15 protein-coding genes are annotated in these 15,685 nt (G+C 62.4%); 7 read left to right on the plus strand and 8 right to left on the minus strand.

Annotation, left to right across the window (positions count from 1 at the left end; genetic code table 11):
* Positions 1 to 3 precede the first annotated feature (3 nt).
* The 4 genes from GC127_RS06250 to mdh form a co-directional block, all read right to left on the minus strand.
* The gene (locus GC127_RS06250) at positions 4 to 2,964 is read right to left on the minus strand and encodes a 2-oxoglutarate dehydrogenase E1 component (RefSeq protein ID WP_008279484.1); all 2,961 of its coding nucleotides are present in this window, start codon (positions 2,962 to 2,964) and stop codon (positions 4 to 6) included.
* Between the two features lie 98 nt (positions 2,965 to 3,062).
* Positions 3,063 to 3,944, minus strand: a complete 882-nt coding sequence (gene sucD / locus GC127_RS06255; RefSeq protein WP_008279485.1) for a succinate--CoA ligase subunit alpha — start codon at positions 3,942 to 3,944, stop codon at positions 3,063 to 3,065.
* Positions 3,945 to 4,072: 128 nt separating this feature from the next.
* The gene (sucC, locus tag GC127_RS06260) at positions 4,073 to 5,266 is read right to left on the minus strand and encodes an ADP-forming succinate--CoA ligase subunit beta (RefSeq protein ID WP_081507492.1); all 1,194 of its coding nucleotides are present in this window, start codon (positions 5,264 to 5,266) and stop codon (positions 4,073 to 4,075) included.
* A gap of 225 nt (positions 5,267 to 5,491) precedes the next feature.
* Positions 5,492 to 6,454, minus strand: a complete 963-nt coding sequence (gene mdh / locus GC127_RS06265; protein ID WP_008279487.1) for a malate dehydrogenase — start codon at positions 6,452 to 6,454, stop codon at positions 5,492 to 5,494.
* Between the two features lie 157 nt (positions 6,455 to 6,611).
* Here mdh and GC127_RS06270 point away from each other — a divergent pair, with 157 nt between their 5' ends.
* Positions 6,612 to 7,358, plus strand: coding sequence for a sulfite exporter TauE/SafE family protein (locus GC127_RS06270; protein ID WP_008279488.1), 747 nt, complete (start codon positions 6,612 to 6,614; stop codon positions 7,356 to 7,358).
* On the opposite strand, the gene GC127_RS06275 is transcribed toward GC127_RS06270, so the two are convergent.
* Positions 7,355 to 7,660: a hypothetical protein gene (locus GC127_RS06275; RefSeq protein WP_081507490.1), complete on the minus strand. Its 306-nt coding sequence runs from the start codon at positions 7,658 to 7,660 to the stop codon at positions 7,355 to 7,357. The genes GC127_RS06270 and GC127_RS06275 overlap by 4 nt on opposite strands.
* Positions 7,661 to 7,870: 210 nt before the next feature.
* Between GC127_RS06275 and GC127_RS06280 the strand changes: the two genes are divergently transcribed.
* The 4 genes from GC127_RS06280 to GC127_RS06295 are packed head-to-tail and all read left to right on the plus strand — an operon-like array spanning position 7,871 to position 10,523.
* A complete protein-coding gene (locus tag GC127_RS06280) occupies positions 7,871 to 8,731 on the plus strand; it encodes a CoA ester lyase (protein ID WP_008279491.1) in 861 nt (286 codons plus the stop codon).
* Positions 8,732 to 8,736: 5 nt separating this feature from the next.
* Positions 8,737 to 9,282: an NnrU family protein gene (locus GC127_RS06285; RefSeq protein ID WP_008279492.1), complete on the plus strand. Its 546-nt coding sequence runs from the start codon at positions 8,737 to 8,739 to the stop codon at positions 9,280 to 9,282.
* 3 nt (positions 9,283 to 9,285) lie between these two features.
* A complete protein-coding gene (locus GC127_RS06290; protein ID WP_008279493.1) occupies positions 9,286 to 9,489 on the plus strand; it encodes a DUF1737 domain-containing protein in 204 nt (67 codons plus the stop codon).
* A gap of 2 nt (positions 9,490 to 9,491) precedes the next feature.
* Positions 9,492 to 10,523, plus strand: a complete 1,032-nt coding sequence (locus GC127_RS06295) for a MaoC family dehydratase (RefSeq protein WP_151977123.1) — start codon at positions 9,492 to 9,494, stop codon at positions 10,521 to 10,523.
* 6 nt (positions 10,524 to 10,529) lie between these two features.
* Here the strand turns inward: GC127_RS06295 and GC127_RS06300 are convergent, their stop codons facing one another.
* The gene (locus GC127_RS06300) at positions 10,530 to 10,991 is read right to left on the minus strand and encodes an NUDIX hydrolase (RefSeq protein ID WP_008279495.1); all 462 of its coding nucleotides are present in this window, start codon (positions 10,989 to 10,991) and stop codon (positions 10,530 to 10,532) included.
* 70 nt (positions 10,992 to 11,061) lie between these two features.
* Positions 11,062 to 13,518 (minus strand): ATP-dependent helicase HrpB, encoded by a 2,457-nt coding sequence (gene hrpB / locus GC127_RS06305; protein WP_151979657.1) that lies wholly within the window; start codon positions 13,516 to 13,518, stop codon positions 11,062 to 11,064.
* Between the two features lie 114 nt (positions 13,519 to 13,632).
* Here hrpB and meaB point away from each other — a divergent pair, with 114 nt between their 5' ends.
* Positions 13,633 to 14,607, plus strand: a complete 975-nt coding sequence (gene meaB, locus GC127_RS06310) for a methylmalonyl Co-A mutase-associated GTPase MeaB (RefSeq protein ID WP_151977125.1) — start codon at positions 13,633 to 13,635, stop codon at positions 14,605 to 14,607.
* 4 nt (positions 14,608 to 14,611) lie between these two features.
* Here meaB and GC127_RS06315 read toward each other — a convergent pair whose 3' ends face one another.
* Positions 14,612 to 14,851 carry a hypothetical protein gene (locus tag GC127_RS06315; RefSeq protein WP_008279498.1) on the minus strand — a complete coding sequence of 80 codons (240 nt, stop codon included), beginning with the start codon at positions 14,849 to 14,851 and terminating at the stop codon, positions 14,612 to 14,614.
* A 123-nt stretch (positions 14,852 to 14,974) separates the two neighbouring features.
* Between GC127_RS06315 and GC127_RS06320 the strand changes: the two genes are divergently transcribed.
* A complete protein-coding gene (locus GC127_RS06320; protein ID WP_008279499.1) occupies positions 14,975 to 15,685 on the plus strand; it encodes a M48 family metallopeptidase in 711 nt (236 codons plus the stop codon).

The following is a 15,685-nucleotide window of genomic DNA, read 5'->3' on the forward strand; positions in this document are numbered from 1 at the left end:
GGGTTAGTTCCCTTCGATGGTCAGCGCGGCATCAACCAGCGCTTCTTGTTGTGCTTTGTGCTGTTTGGCGAGGCCCGTGGCGGGCGAGGCCGAGGCGGGACGCCCGGCATAGGTGGGCCGCAAATGCTTGGCCTTGATGCGGGTCAGAACCCATTCGATATTGGGCTCGATAAAGGACCAAGCCCCCTGGTTCTTGGGCTCTTCCTGACACCAGACCATTTCCGCACCTTTGAAGCGCTCCAACTCCTTGACCATGGACATGGCCGGGAACGGGTAGAACTGTTCAAGCCGCAGAAGATAGACATCGTTGATCCCGCGCGCATCGCGTTCCTCAAGCAGGTCGTAATACACCTTGCCCGAGCACATGACGACACGGCGGATCTTGTCATCCGCCACCAGTTTGGTTTCGGAATTGCCGTATTGCGCATCATCCCAGAGCACCCGGTGAAAGGACGACCCGGTGGTGAACTCTTCGGCCTTGCTGACCGCCATCTTGTGCCGCAAAAGCGATTTCGGCGTCATCAGGATAAGCGGCTTGCGGAAGGTGCGATACATCTGGCGGCGCAGAATGTGGAAGTAATTCGCAGGCGTGGTGCAATTGGCCACGATCCAGTTATCCCCGCCACACATGGTCAGGAACCGCTCGAGCCGGGCTGAGGAATGTTCCGGCCCCTGCCCCTCATAGCCATGCGGCAAGAGGCAGACGAGACCGGACATCCGCAACCATTTCGATTCCCCCGACGAGATGAACTGATCGAACATGATCTGCGCGCCATTGGCGAAATCGCCAAACTGCGCCTCCCACAGGGTCAGCGCGTTGGGTTCTGCCAGAGAGTAGCCATATTCAAAACCAAGCACCGCATATTCCGACAGCATCGAGTCGATGACCTCGTATTGCGCCTGCCCTTCACGGATATGGTTCAGCGGGTAATAGCGGTCTTCGTTGTCCTGATTGATCAGGCCGGAATGCCGCTGGCTGAAGGTGCCGCGCGTACAGTCCTGCCCCGAGAGGCGGACGCGGTAGCCCTCGGTCAGGAGCGAGCCAAAGGCCAGCGCCTCGGCGGTGGCCCAGTCAAAGCCGCTGCCGGTCTCGAACATGTTTGCCTTGGATTCAAGCAGCCGCTCAACCGTTTTATGAAGCGGTACGCCTTCGGGTGCCGTGCTGAGCGCGCGGCCCACTTCGGCCATGGTCTCGGGCTTGATCGCGGTCTCGCCGCGCTCATACTTGCCGCGATGGGCATTGAGATCGGCCCATTTGCCATCCAGCCAGTCGGCCTTGTTCGGGCGGTAATCCTTGCCCGCCTCGAACTCATCCGCGAGATAGGCCTGAAAGGCGGTCTTCATATCCTCGATCTCGCCCTCGGGGATGAGGCCATCCTTTACCAGCCGCTCGGTATAGAGGCTGAGCGTGGTTTTTTGCTGTTTGATCTTCTTATACATCACCGGGTTGGTGAACATGGGCTCGTCGCCCTCGTTATGCCCGAACCGACGATAGCAGATCATGTCGATCACCACGTCCTTGTGGAATTTCTGGCGGTATTCCGTGGCGACGCGGGCGGCATGCACGCAAGCCTCGGGATCGTCCCCGTTGACATGGAAAATCGGCGCCTCGACCATCAGCGCGATATCCGTGGGATAGGGCGACGAGCGGCTGAAATGCGGTGCGGTGGTAAAGCCGATCTGGTTGTTGACGACGATATGAATGGTGCCGCCGGTGCGATGCCCCTTGAGGCCCGACAGGCCGAAACACTCAGCCACAACGCCCTGACCGGCAAAGGCCGCATCGCCATGCAGGAGGATCGGCAACACCTTGATGCGGTCGATGTCGTTCAACTGATCCTGCTTGGCGCGGACCTTGCCCAGAACCACCGGATTGACCGCCTCCAGGTGACTGGGGTTGGCGGTCAGCGACAGGTGCACCTTGTTGCCGTCGAATTCACGGTCCGATGACGCGCCAAGATGGTATTTCACATCGCCCGAGCCATCGACCTCTTCGGGCTTGAAACTGCCGCCCTGAAATTCGTTGAAAATCGCGCGATAGGGCTTGCCCATCACATTGGCCAACACCGACAGGCGGCCGCGATGCGGCATGCCGATCACGATATCCTGCACGCCCAATTGCCCACCGCGCTTGATGATCTGCTCCATCGCGGGAATGAGGCTCTCGCCGCCATCCAGACCAAAGCGCTTGGTGCCCATGTATTTGACATGCAGGTATTTCTCGAAACCTTCGGCCTCGACCAGCTTGTTCAGGATCGCCTTGCGCCCGTTGCGGGTAAAGCTGATTTCCTTGTCATAGCCTTCGATCCGCTCTTTCAGCCAAGCAGACTGCTCAGGATCGGAAATATGCATGTATTGCAGCGCGAAAGTGCCGCAATAGGTGCGTTTCACAATGGCGAGAATTTCGCGCAGGCTGGCAATCTGAAGCCCCAGAACATTGTCGATAAAGATCGGGCGATCCATGTCGATCTCGGTAAACCCGTAGGATTTCGGGTCAAGCTCGGGGCGGTTCGGCGTCTCGCGCAGGCCCAGCGGATCAAGATCGGCGGCCAGATGCCCCCGGATCCGGTAGGCGCGAATGAGCATCAGCGCGCGCACGGAATCAAGCACGGCGCGTTTCACGTCTTCGTCGCTGACGTTCACACCCGTCTCAGCGGCCTTGGCGGCGATCTTCTTGCCCGCATCCTTCAACTCGGGCTCGGCAGGCCATTCGCCCGTAAGGGCTGCGGTCAGGTCATCCGACGGCATGGGGGGCCAATCGGCCCGCGCCCAAGAGGGGCCAGCGGCCTCGGCCTTTACATCGTCATCACCATCGCCCAGCGCGTCGAAAAAGCTTTTCCACGCTGCATCGACCGCGTTCGGGTCATTGGCATAGCGCGCATAAAGCTGCTCGAGATACTCGGCATTATGCCCCTGCATGAAGGAGGAGGCATGAAAGAGGTCGTTGGGGGATTGGTCGGTCATTTCAGATGTCCTTTTCGCAACATGCTCCGGGCCTGACCCGGAGCCACCCAGCCGCGCGGCGGCCCCGGGTCAGGCCCGGGGCGCGCGCGAACGGGCCTTTACCCAATCGCCTTGAGCACGGCCTCGCCGAGGCCAGCGGGGCTTTCGGCGACGGTGATGCCGGCGGATTTCATGGCTTCGATCTTGCTCTCGGCGTCGCCTTTGCCGCCCGCGACGATGGCGCCGGCGTGGCCCATGCGGCGGCCCGGCGGGGCGGTGCGCCCGGCGATAAAGCCCGCGACAGGTTTTTTACGCCCGCGTTTGGCTTCGTCTTTCAGGAACTGCGCCGCCTCTTCTTCCGCGCTACCGCCGATTTCGCCGATCATGATGATCGACTGCGTTTCGTCATCGGCCAGGAACCATTCCAGCACGTCGATATGTTCGGTGCCCTTGATCGGGTCGCCGCCGATGCCGACGCAAGTCGACTGGCCAAGGCCCACATCCGAAGTCTGCTTGACCGCCTCATAGGTCAGCGTGCCCGAGCGGCTGACCACGCCCACGCTGCCGCGCCGGTGGATGTGGCCGGGCATGATGCCGATCTTGCAGGCGTCGGGCGTGATGATGCCGGGGCAGTTCGGGCCGATGAGGCGCGATTTCGACCCTTCGAGCGCGCGCTTGACGCGCATCATGTCCAAAACCGGGATGCCTTCGGTAATGCAGACAATGAGCTCCATCTCGGCATCAATCGCCTCGAGGATACTATCGGCGGCGAAGGGCGGCGGCACGTAGATGACGCTCGCATTGGCCTCTGTCACATGCTTGGCCTCATGTACTGAGTTGAACACGGGCAGGTCGAGATGCGTCGTGCCGCCCTTGCCGGGGGTCACGCCGCCGACCATCTGGGTGCCATAAGCGATGGCCTGTTCAGAGTGGAATGTGCCCTGCGAGCCGGTAAGGCCCTGACAGATCACGCGGGTATGTTTGTCGACGAGGACTGCCATTTTGTTTGGCTCCTGAGTTCTGCGGCGGGGCCGCGTTATGGTATGGTCGGATGATCCGGGGCTCCGCCCGTTCGCGCCTCAAACGCTCCACCGGAGCGTTTGCCGGGGCCAAGGCCCCGGACCGGCGCTCACCCCTTGACGGCCTTAACGATCTTCTGCGCGCCGTCCTTCAGATCATCGGCGGCGATGACGTCGAGGCCGGAGGTGTTGATGATCTCCTTGCCCTTTTCGACATTCGTGCCTTCGAGACGGACGACGAGCGGCACTTTCAGCCCCACCTCTTTGACCGCAGCCACCACGCCCTCGGCGATCACATCGCAGCGCATGATGCCGCCAAAGATGTTGACGAGGATGCCTTTGACCTGCGGATCAGAGGTGATGATCTTGAAGGCTTCGGTGACCTTTTCCTTGGTCGCCCCGCCGCCCACGTCGAGGAAATTGGCGGGCTCGGCGCCATAAAGCTTGATGATATCCATCGTCGCCATCGCCAGACCCGCGCCATTGACCATGCAGCCAATCTCGCCATCGAGCGCGATGTAGTTGAGGTCGTATTTCGACGCTTCCAGTTCCTTGGGGTCTTCCTCGGTCGTGTCGCGCAACTCGGCGATGTCCGCGTGCCGGTAAATGGCGTTGGAATCAAATCCCATCTTGGCGTCGAGGCATTTCAAATCGCCCTTGTCCGACACGATCAGCGGGTTGATCTCGAGCATCTCCATGTCCTTGTCGAGGAAGAGCTTGTAGAGAATACCCATGAGGTTGACGCATTGCTTGACCTGACCGCCGGTGAGGCCAAGGTTGAACGCGATGCGGCGACCATGAAACGGCTGATAGCCGGTCGCGGGATCAACGCTGAAGGACAGGATTTTCTCAGGCGTCTTTTCGGCGACTTCCTCGATATCCATGCCGCCCTCGGTCGAGCAGACAAAAGACACGCGGCTGGTCTGACGATCCACCAAGAGGGCCAGATACATCTCTGTCTGAATACCGGAACCATCCTCGATATAGATGCGGTTCACTTGCTTGCCCGCCGGGCCGGTCTGTTTGGTTACAAGAGTGCGGCCCAGCATGCGCTTGGCCTCTTCGGCGGCGTCTTCCACGGAACGGGCCAGACGCACACCACCGGCCTCACCGGCACCTGCCTCTTTGAACTTGCCCTTGCCACGGCCACCAGCGTGAATCTGCGCCTTGACCACCCAGATCGGGCCATCGAGCGCACCTGCGGCGGTCTTGGCCTCTTCGGCGCGCAGAACCACACGGCCATCCGACACCGGGGCGCCGTAAGAGCGAAGCAGGGCTTTCGCCTGATACTCATGGATATTCATCAAACTGTCCCGTTTTGCTGCGATTGGGACAGGGTGTGGCATATATTCCGCGCTTTTATAAATCGTTTTTTGCGGAATGACAGGTTTTGACGTGAAAATCGTCATTTTGTGATCACACGGCTAAATCGTGTGATCACAAATCAGAAATTGGCCATAGTGCCGTGCCAGAAAGAATCAGGGCCGAACGTATGTCGGCCCTGATCCAGAAGCGTTAAAAGCAGGCGATCACACCAGCGAGGGGTCGATTTCCTTGCAGGCCTTGACCAGACCTTTGACCGCATCGACGGATTTGTCGAACATATCCTGCTCGTCCTTGGTGAGCTTGATGTTGACGATCCGCTCGATCCCGCCCGCGCCGATCACGGTCGGCACGCCGACATACATGTCCTTGAGGCCGAATTCGCCATCGCAATAGGCCGCACAGGGCAGCACGCGCTTTTGGTCCTTGAGATAGGCCTCGGCCATCTCAATCGCAGAGGTCGCGGGCGCGTAAAAGGCAGACCCGGTTTTCAAGAGACCCACGATTTCCGCGCCGCCGTCACGGGTGCGCTGCACGATGGCATCCAGCTTCTCTTGGGTGGTCCAGCCCATCTCGATCAGGTCCGGCAGGGGAATGCCAGCAACGGTAGAATAGCGCACCGAGGGCACCATCGTGTCGCCATGACCGCCCAGAACAAAGGCGGTGACATCCTTCATCGAGACGTTGAATTCCACGCTGAGGAAATGGCGGAAGCGGGCGCTATCCAGCACACCGGCCATGCCACAGACCTTGTTGGCGGGCAGGCCAGAGAATTTCTGAAGTGCCCAGACCATCGCATCAAGCGGGTTGGTGATGCAGATCACAAAGGCGTCAGGCGCGTTGGCGGCAATGCCCTCGCCCACGGATTTCATGACCTTGAGGTTGATCCCCAACAGGTCATCGCGGCTCATGCCCGGCTTGCGCGGCACACCGGCGGTCACGATGCAGACATCGGCACCCGCGATATCAGCATAGGATTGCGTGCCTTTGAGCGTCGCGTCGAACCCTTCAGAGGGGCCGGATTCCGCGATGTCGAGCGCTTTGCCCTCGGGGGTGCCTTCGGCGATGTCGAACAGGACGATATCGCCCAGTTCCTTGAGCGCGGCGAGATGGGCGAGGGTGCCGCCGATCTGTCCGGCGCCGATCAGCGCAATCTTGGGTCTGGCCATTGGATAGTCTCCATCGGTTGAAAAGTTGCGCTTGGGCGTAGTCCGAAATCTGCGCGCTTGCAAGGGTGCTGCACTGCGGCGGATTTTCGGCGTGACAGCGGGATGCGGTCGTATACCGTGAAAGTACAGACAGAGACATAGGTTAGGAGCCGAAGCGATGAACGTCGAGGTGGTGGCAATCGGGGTGTTCGCGGCGCTGTTGGCGGGGGTGTCCAAGGGCGGTTTCGGCTCTGGCGCATCCTTTGCGGGGGCGGCGATTCTGGCGCTCTTTGTTCCGCCGGCGATGGCTTTGGGCATCATGCTGCCAGTCCTGATGCTGATCGATGTGGCCACCCTGCGCCCCTATTGGCGGCAATGGGGACGGCTTGAGGTGACCATGCTGATCCTTGGCGGGGTGCCGGGGATCGGGCTTGGGATGCTGTTCTATCGCAGCGCCGATGCCGATCTCTTGCGCCTTTTGATCGGGGGGATCGCGCTGATCTTTGTGCTTTGGCAGACGGTTCTAAAGGCGCGGGTGATGCGCCGGGGGCAGGCCCCTTTGCCGGGGTGGAGCGGGGTTTTGGCGGGGCTGGTGGCCGGGTTCACCAGCTTTGTCAGCCATGCAGGCGGGCCGCCTGCGGCGGTGTATCTGCTGTCGCGCGGGCTGGACAAGACGCGCTATCAGGCGACCACGGTCTTGATGTTCTTTGTCTTCAACATCGTCAAAGCGGTGCCCTATGGCATGCTGGGGCTTTTCACGCGGGAAACGCTGATGATCGACCTGATCTTGGCCCCCTTTGCCCTTTTGGGGGCGTGGATCGGCGTGCGCGCGCACCGGATCATGCCGGAACGCGCGTTTTTCGCGGTGACCTATGTGTTGCTCACGATCACCGGGGCCAAGCTGATCTGGGATGGCGTATTCTAGGCCCCTTTGCCCGGTTTGGCCGCGGTGTCGGCCGTGGCCTCGAACGCCTGCCCGCTGGCCACAAGGCAGGTGATGCCATCGCTGCCTGTCACCGTGATCGTCCAACTGCCAGAGGTGTCTGAGGCAAAAACCTCGACCACCATGTTATTGGCCCCAAGCCCCATGGAATGCCGCGTTTCGCCATAGGCATCGGCCAGACGCTCGACCACCCTGTCGCGCGGCGCGCACTGGCCCGATTGCGCCTGTGCCGGGGCATGTGCCAGCGCTACAGCGCTCAGACCGGCCATCACTGTCTTGATCATCCGTCACCCTTTCTCTTGGGTTGGTCCCCCGACCGTTGCAGGGCCGATCATGCCGAACCAAAGATGAACAGGGGGTTAACGGCCCCATCCGCCCCCTGTTGCGGCGGCATCGCTGCATCGCGGCGAAAAAGCGCTTGAACATTTCCGCCAAAAAATGCCATTCCTGCGCAAGATTATTACCGCAGTCAGAATCCATCAAAGGGCAGACCCATGGACAGCAGCATGCATCCCTACCGTTCGGTGCTATACATCCCCGGCTCGAAAGAGCGCGGGCTGGAAAAGGCGCGGGATCTGCCCACGGACGCGATCATCTTTGACCTTGAAGATGCGGTCGCCCCCGATGCCAAGGCAGCCGCACGCGCCACATTGGTCGAGGCCCTGCGCCAAGGCGGCTATGGCTATCGCTACAAGATCGTGCGGATCAACGCGCTGACCACCGAATGGGGGCTAGAGGATGCCCGCGCCCTGCGCGATGCCGGGGCCGATGCGATCCTCTTGCCCAAGGTCAATACTCCCTCGGACATTGACAACCTGTCGGATGTGATCGGCACCGACCTGCCCGTCTGGACCATGATGGAAACCCCCGTGAGCGTGTTCAACGCCCGCGAAATCGCGGCCCACCGGCAGGTAACCGGGCTGGTGGCGGGCACCAATGACCTGATCAAGGATCTGGGCTGCCGGGTGCGCGCCGACCGCATGCCGCTCTGGGCCTCGCTTCAAATGATCGTGATGGCGGCGCGCGCGGCACGGATCGTGGCGGTGGACGGGGTCTATAACCGCTTTCGCGATGGGGACGGGCTCAAGTTCGAATGTGAACAGGGGCGCGACCTCGGCTTTGACGGCAAGACGCTGATCCATCCCGCGCAGCTTGAAATCGCCAATACCGCCTTTGCCCCCACCAATTCCGAAATTGAACTGGCGGGACGTCAGATCGCAGCCTATGAAGAAAGCCGCGCCTCGGGTCAGGGGATTGCCGTGGTAGACGGGCAGATCGTCGAGAATTTGCACGTTGTGTCCGCGCAGCGCATCCTGGCCAAAGCACAGGCGATACGGGAAATGGCAGCGGAGTAACCCCCATGTTTTACCTCATCCTCGGGCTGATCCTTTGGATCGCGGCGCATCTCTTCAAACGGGTGGCCCCCGATCTGCGCGCAAGGATGGGGAACGCAGGCAAGGGCGTTGCCGCCCTCGGCATCCTTGCCGGTCTGGTGCTGATGGTGATCGGCTATCGGCAAGCAGATTTTATCAACGTCTGGTATCCACCCAGCTGGACCGTGCATATCAACAACCTGATGATGCTGGGCGCGGTGTTTCTCTATGGCATGAGCGCCACCAAAGGGCGGCTGCGCGGGGCCATGCGGCATCCGCAACTGACAGCGGTCAAGGTTTGGGCGGTGGCGCATCTCTTGGTCAATGGCGATCTGGCTTCGCTCATCCTCTTTGGCGGCCTGCTGCTCTGGGCGGTGCTTGAGGTGGTGGTGATCAACAAATCCGAGACGTGGAACCGCCCCAAACCGGGCGAGGCAAAGCGCGACATCATTCTCGTGGTCATTACGATCGTGCTGTTCCTCGTCATGACCGCTATTCACAACTGGCTGGGCGTCTGGCCGTTTCCGGGGTAATCCATGAAACTCTATCGTTTTCTCAGCGCCGATGACACGTCGGAGTTCTGTCACAAGGTGACGGCTGCGCTCAACAAGGGATGGGCGCTTTACGGCGATCCCACCTATGCTTTTGACGCGGCCAATGGCGTGATGCGCTGCGGGCAGGCCGTGGTCAAGGACAAGGACGGCACTTATACGCCCGACATGAAGCTGGGGGAACAGTGAGCATGGCCAAGACCAATCCGGGCCGGTTTTTCGAGGATTACACCATCGGGCAGGTGATCCGCCATGCGGTGCCACGCACCGTATCGGGGGGCGAGCGCGCGCTCTATCACGCGCTCTATCCGGCGCGCCATGCGATCTATTCCTCGGATGAATTCGCCCAGGTCTGCGGCCTGCCTGCCAGCCCCATTGATGATCTGGCGGCGTTTCATATCGTGTTCGGCAAATCGGTGCCCGACATCTCGCTCAATGCCGTGGCCAATCTCGGCTATGCCGAGGCACGCTGGCTGCGCCCCGTCTATTCTGGCGATACGCTGCGCGCGCAATCCGAGGTGATCGGGCTCAAGCAGAATTCCTCGGGCAAGACCGGGGTCGTCTATGTGCGCACCACCGGCTTTAACCAACACGACCTGCCGGTGATGGAATTTGTTCGCTGGGTCATGGTGCGCAAGCGCGATGAGACGGCCCCGGCCCCCGCCGATACCGTGCCGCACACCGCGGCCTCAGTGGCCGCCAGTGATCTTGTCATCCCCGCAGGCCTTGATTTCACACAGTATGATTTCACCCTCGCCGGAGAGCCGCATCGCTGGGGCGATTACGAGATTGGCGAGCAGATCGACCATGTCGATGGCGTGACCATCGAGGAGGCCGAGCATATGATGGCCACACGCCTCTGGCAGAACACCTCCAAAACGCATTTCGACGCCACACCGCGCGCCGATGGCAAGCGGCTGATCTATGGCGGGCATGTGATCTCGATGGCGCGGGCGCTGTCGTTCAATGGCCTCGCCAATGCGCAGATGATCGCGGCGATCAACGCAGGAAGCCACGCCAACCCGTGCTTTGCGGGCGATACCGTGCGGGCATGGTCCGAGGTTCTGGACCGGGCAGACACATCCGCACCGGGGGTGGGCGCATTGCGGCTGCGGCTGGTGGCAACCAAGGGCGGCGCGCCCTTTAACCTGCGCGGCGCGGATGGCAAACATCAGCCGCATGTTCTGTTGGATCTGGATTACTGGGTCTTGATGCCGAAATAAACCGGCTCAGAACCGGCGCAAGATATCCTGCAACTCGGGCTCATCGACAAGTTTCGCCGCCTTGCGCGGCGTGACCCAAAGCCGCCGACGCTCGCGCGCTTCGGGGAAACGGTCGCGCATCTCATCGTCGCGCAGGCGCACCTTGTAGAGTTCCGCCTCGACCGGAAGGGTGCGGCCATCGCGCAATCCCTTGTGATAGGCAAAGCGCCCGATGAACCGCGCCTTATCGGCATCGGCGCGCACACCCGCCTCTTCCCACGCTTCTTGCAACGCGGATTGCGCGGCGGTCAGCCCCTCGATGGGCCAGCCCTTGGGAACAACCCATCGGCCCGTGTCGCGGCTGGTGATCAGCAGAACCTCCTTGCGCCCCTTGTGCTTGCGCCAGCACAGCGCCGCCACCTGCCTGCGGGGCAGAACAGCGTCAGCATCGACCGCGCCGGGCGCGGTCTGAGGAAAGAGTTGGTTCATTGTGGTTTTGCTCTGCTCGGGCAAATTTATCTGCCTCAAGGATATAAGACATTTCACCACAGAATACAAATCACGGGATATTTCGGGGTTTGGCACGCAAGGTGGGGTCAGCCTCGGTCGGGTCCTCGGGCCAGGGGTGGCGCGGATAGCGCCCGCGCATATCCTTGCGCACATCCGCATAAGAGCTGGACCAAAACCCCGGCAGATCAAGCGTGGTCTGCACCGGGCGATTTCCCGGCGACAAAAGTGTCACGCGCAACGGTGTGCGCCCGACCGTAGGATGCGTGGTCTGGCCGAACATTTCCTGCAATCGCAGGGTAATTTCGGGATACTCGCCGCTATAATCAATCGGAATCTTGCGGCCCAGCGGCGTGGTGAACTGCGCCGGTGCCGCGCGGTCCAGCATCTGCATCTGGTCCCAATCCAGCCGCGCGCGCAGCGCATCAAGCATCTCGAACCGCTTCCACTCCGGCGCGCTGCGCACGCCCCGAAGATAGGGCAAGAGCCACTCGTCCAGCCCCGCCATCAACGCCGCCTCTGACATATCCGGCAGATCCGCCCCCCCGTCGCGCACAAGCTGAACGCGCGCCACAAAACGCCGGGCGGGATCGCTCCACGCCAGCCCCAGATCGCGCACCCCGTCCAGCATGGCGCGCGCGATACGCTCCTCTGGCGCATCCAGCCAATGGCGGTCATCCAGCACCAGCGCGCCAAACCGTTCCTGTTTGCGCGCAACCACCCGCCGCTCGCGCCGATCCCAGAGGCAGACATTCTGCCACGCGATCCGGTCCGCAAAAAGCCCGCGAATCTCTGCCTCGGAAATTGCGATAGCCTGCCGGATGCGCGCCTCGCGCGGGTCGCCATCCAGATCGGTGGCGACGATCAGCCGGGTCTGCGCCATCGGGTCGCCCTCGGGCAGAACAGCGCCCTTGCCCCCCGACAGCACATAGCGCGGAGCATCCCCTTTGCGGCGCAGCCCGATCCGGTCAGGATAGGCAAGGGCGGCACATTCGGCATCGCTGCGCCTGCCTTTGCCCCTGCCCTTGGCCTGCGCTGCCAGACGCCGCGCCTCGGTCTTGATCCGCTCGAGCGGACCGCGATTGACCACATGGACATAGCGCGCCTCAAAGGCGCGCAGGTCGCGCACCGCACTCAGCCGCAGCGCCAGATCAACCGGCGCACCGCGCCCCAACGGATCACGCTCGGCCAAAAGCGCCGCCAGCGCCGCCGCCTCTGGCCCGGCAGAGGCAAGCATATGCGCCAAGCGCGGATGCAGCGGCAGCGCCGCCAACGCCTTGCCGTGCGGGGTGATCCGGCCCGTGGCATCGAGCGCGCCCAACATCTCCAAGAGCGCACGCGCCTCGGCATAGGCGCCGGGATTGGGCGGCGTCAGCAGCGGCAAATCCTCAGGGGCAGCGCCCCAAAGCGCCAGCTCCAGCGCCAGCCCCGCCAAATCCGCCGCCTCAATCTCTGCCGGGGCAAAGGCCTGCAACGCCCCCTCTTCCCCGCGCGTCCAGAGCCGGTAGCAGCGCCCCTCGGCCACACGGCCTGCGCGCCCTGCGCGCTGCGTTGCCTCGGCGCGCGTCACCGCCTCTGTCACCAAGCGTGACATACCGGACCCAGGATCGAACCGCGCGCGCCGCGCCAACCCGCCGTCGATCACCACGCGAATATCCTCGATGGTCAGCGAGGTTTCGGCGATGGACGTTGCCAGCACGATCTTGCGCCCCTCTGATACCGGCGCAATCGCGGCCCGTTGCGCCGCAAAATCCATCGCCCCAAAAAGTGGCCGCACCTGGCAATCGCTGGGCAGGCGAGCGCGCAGCAGCGTTTCAAGGCGTCGGATTTCCCCCTCGCCGGGCAAGAACACAAGAACGCCGCCGGTTGTCTCGGTCACCGCCTCGCTCACCAGATCGGCCAGCGCGTCCTCGAACCGGCGTGTCTTGGGCCGGGGACGGTCGCGCCAGCGGATCTCAACCGGATAGCTGCGCCCCTCCGAGGTAATGACAGGCACATCCCCCATAAGCTGCGCCACCGGCGCGGCATCAAGCGTGGCCGACATCACCAACAAGATCAGATCGTCGCGCAGCGCCCCCGCCACCTCAAGACACAGCGCCAACCCCAGATCAGCATTCAGCGAGCGTTCGTGAAACTCGTCGAAAATCACCGCACCCACGCCGCGCAACTCGGGGTCCGATTGGACCATGCGGGTCAATATCCCCTCTGTCACCACCTCGATCCGGGTCTGCGGCCCCACTCGGGCCTCGCCGCGCACCCGGTAGCCCACGGTTTCACCGGGCTTTTCCCCAAGGCTCTGCGCCATCCGCTCGGCGGCGGCGCGGGCAGCAAGACGGCGCGGCTCCAGCATCAGGATGCGCCCCTCAGTCAGGCCAGCTTGCAACATTTCAAGCGGCACCACCGTGGTCTTGCCCGCACCGGGCGGGGCCTGAAGCACGGCACGCCCCCGCGCGCGCAGCGCGTCGATAAGGGCAGGAATGGCCTCTTGAATGGGAAGATCGGGCGTCATGCCCGCGTTATCGGGCATCGGCGCGCCCTTGGCCAGAGGGTTGCCCGCCCTCACCTCTGGACAAGGGCCGGTGGCCCAAGGCATGAAGGCAGGCGACAGCAAGAAGGGCAGCGCATGGATACCGCCGACATCGCACAAAAGATCATCTCCGGCGACCGGCGGGCGCTCGCCCGCGCGATCACCCTGATCGAAAGCGCGCGGGCCGATCACAGAACGCAGGCCGCAGCCCTGATGGAGGCGTTGAAATCCGCCGGCAAGCAAGCGGTGCGTATCGGCCTCTCGGGCACGCCCGGCGTGGGCAAATCCACCTTTATCGAGAGTTTCGGCCTGATGCTGACGGCGCAGGGCCTGCGCGTGGCCGTGCTTGCGGTTGATCCGTCCTCGGCGCGCTCGGGCGGGTCGATCCTTGGCGACAAGACGCGGATGGAACGGCTCAGCCGCGATCCAGCGGCCTTTATCCGCCCCTCCCCCAGCCAAAGCCATCTGGGCGGCGTCGCGCGCCGCACCCGCGAGGCGGTGGCGCTCTGCGAGGCCGCCGGGTTCGACGTGGTCCTGATCGAGACGGTGGGCGTTGGCCAATCCGAAACGGTGGTTGCGGAAATGTCCGATCTTTTTGTCCTCTTGCTCGCCCCGGCCGGTGGCGACGAGTTGCAGGGCGTCAAGCGCGGCATCATGGAAATGGCCGATCTCATCCTTGTGAACAAGGCGGATGGCGATCTCAAACCGGCGGCGATGCGAACCTGTTCGGATTACGCAGGCGCATTGCGGCTTTTGCGCAAGCGACCGCAGGACCCAGAGGGCTATCCCAAGGCGATGACCGTTTCAGCCCTTCAGGACGAGGGGCTGCACAGGGCATGGGATGAGATGACCGCATTGGTGAACTGGCGGCGCGACACCGGGCATTTTGACGGTCGGCGGGCAGAACAGGCCCGCTACTGGTTCGGCCAAGAGGTGCGTCAGGGCCTTTTGGCGCGGCTCGAAACCCCGGCAGCCCGCGCCACGATGCAGGACTATGCGGCCCGTGTAGCAGCAGGCGATATGACACCCACGATTGCCGCCGCAGAGGTCTTGCGCCAGATCAACACCTGAATTTCTATTTGGCGTCCGGCGCTTGGATATATACCCCCTCAGGCAGGTCCAGCGCCGCGCGCAAATCGCGCAACTGCCCCATCGACAGGGTGATTTTGTGCAGACTATCAGTGCGCGGATCATATTGCTCGATCGTCACGCATTCCTCAAAGGCGTTGATGATCACATCCTCACCCAAGGGGGCTGCCCCCTCGTCAACAAGGGTGATCACAGTGGCGTCGAATTCGTGCTCGATGGAAAACATACCCCCAGCCTACCGCGTTGGCGGGTCTTTGCAAGCCCGGACTGGTGTGCTTGAAAAGACCTGTCAGAGGTGCGAAACCCTGCTAGAACAAGTAAATAGACGAGGGCTAGCAGAGGGTTTGGAATGCGTTGGATAACAGTGCTCGGGCTGGTCGCCCTGGTGGGCTGCGTCGAGGTGGTCGACCAAGGGCCGGTCAACAGGCCCGCACCGCAAGCAACACAACGCCCCGTGGCGGCGACCCCATCGCGCGCGCAGGTCCAGCAATTCATCACGGTTGTTCAAAGGGTTGAACCGGTGGCCGAACGCGAATGCCGCGCGCGCTCGCCGCAGTCCAATTGCGATTTCCGCATTGTCGTGGATGATCGGCCCGGGCAACCGCCCAATGCCTATCAGACCCTTGATCGCAACGGTCAGCCCATTCTGGCCTTTACCCTGCCTTTGATCGCGCAGGTGCGCAATCCGGATGAACTGGCCTTTGTCATGGGTCATGAGGCGGCACACCACATCTCGGGCCATATCCCGCGCCAACAGCAAAACGCCGCAGCGGGCGCGATTCTTTTGGGTGGCTTGGCGGCGATCACCGGCGCAAGCCAGACAGTGGTGGATCAGGCCCTCGACATCGGTGCCGGGGTGGGCGCGCGCAGCTATTCCAAGAATTTCGAGCTTGAGGCAGATGCCCTTGGCACAGTCATCACCCATCGCGCCGGGTATAATCCGGTGCGCGGCGCAGAGTTCTTTAGCCAGCTTCCCGATCCCGGCAATCGCTTTTTGGGCACCCATCCGCCCAACGCACAGCGTATCGAAACCGTGCGCCGGGTGGCCGCCGGTCTGTGA

Source organism: Roseovarius sp. EC-HK134 (assembly GCF_902498815.1).
Taxonomy (GTDB): domain Bacteria; phylum Pseudomonadota; class Alphaproteobacteria; order Rhodobacterales; family Rhodobacteraceae; genus Roseovarius; species Roseovarius mucosus_A.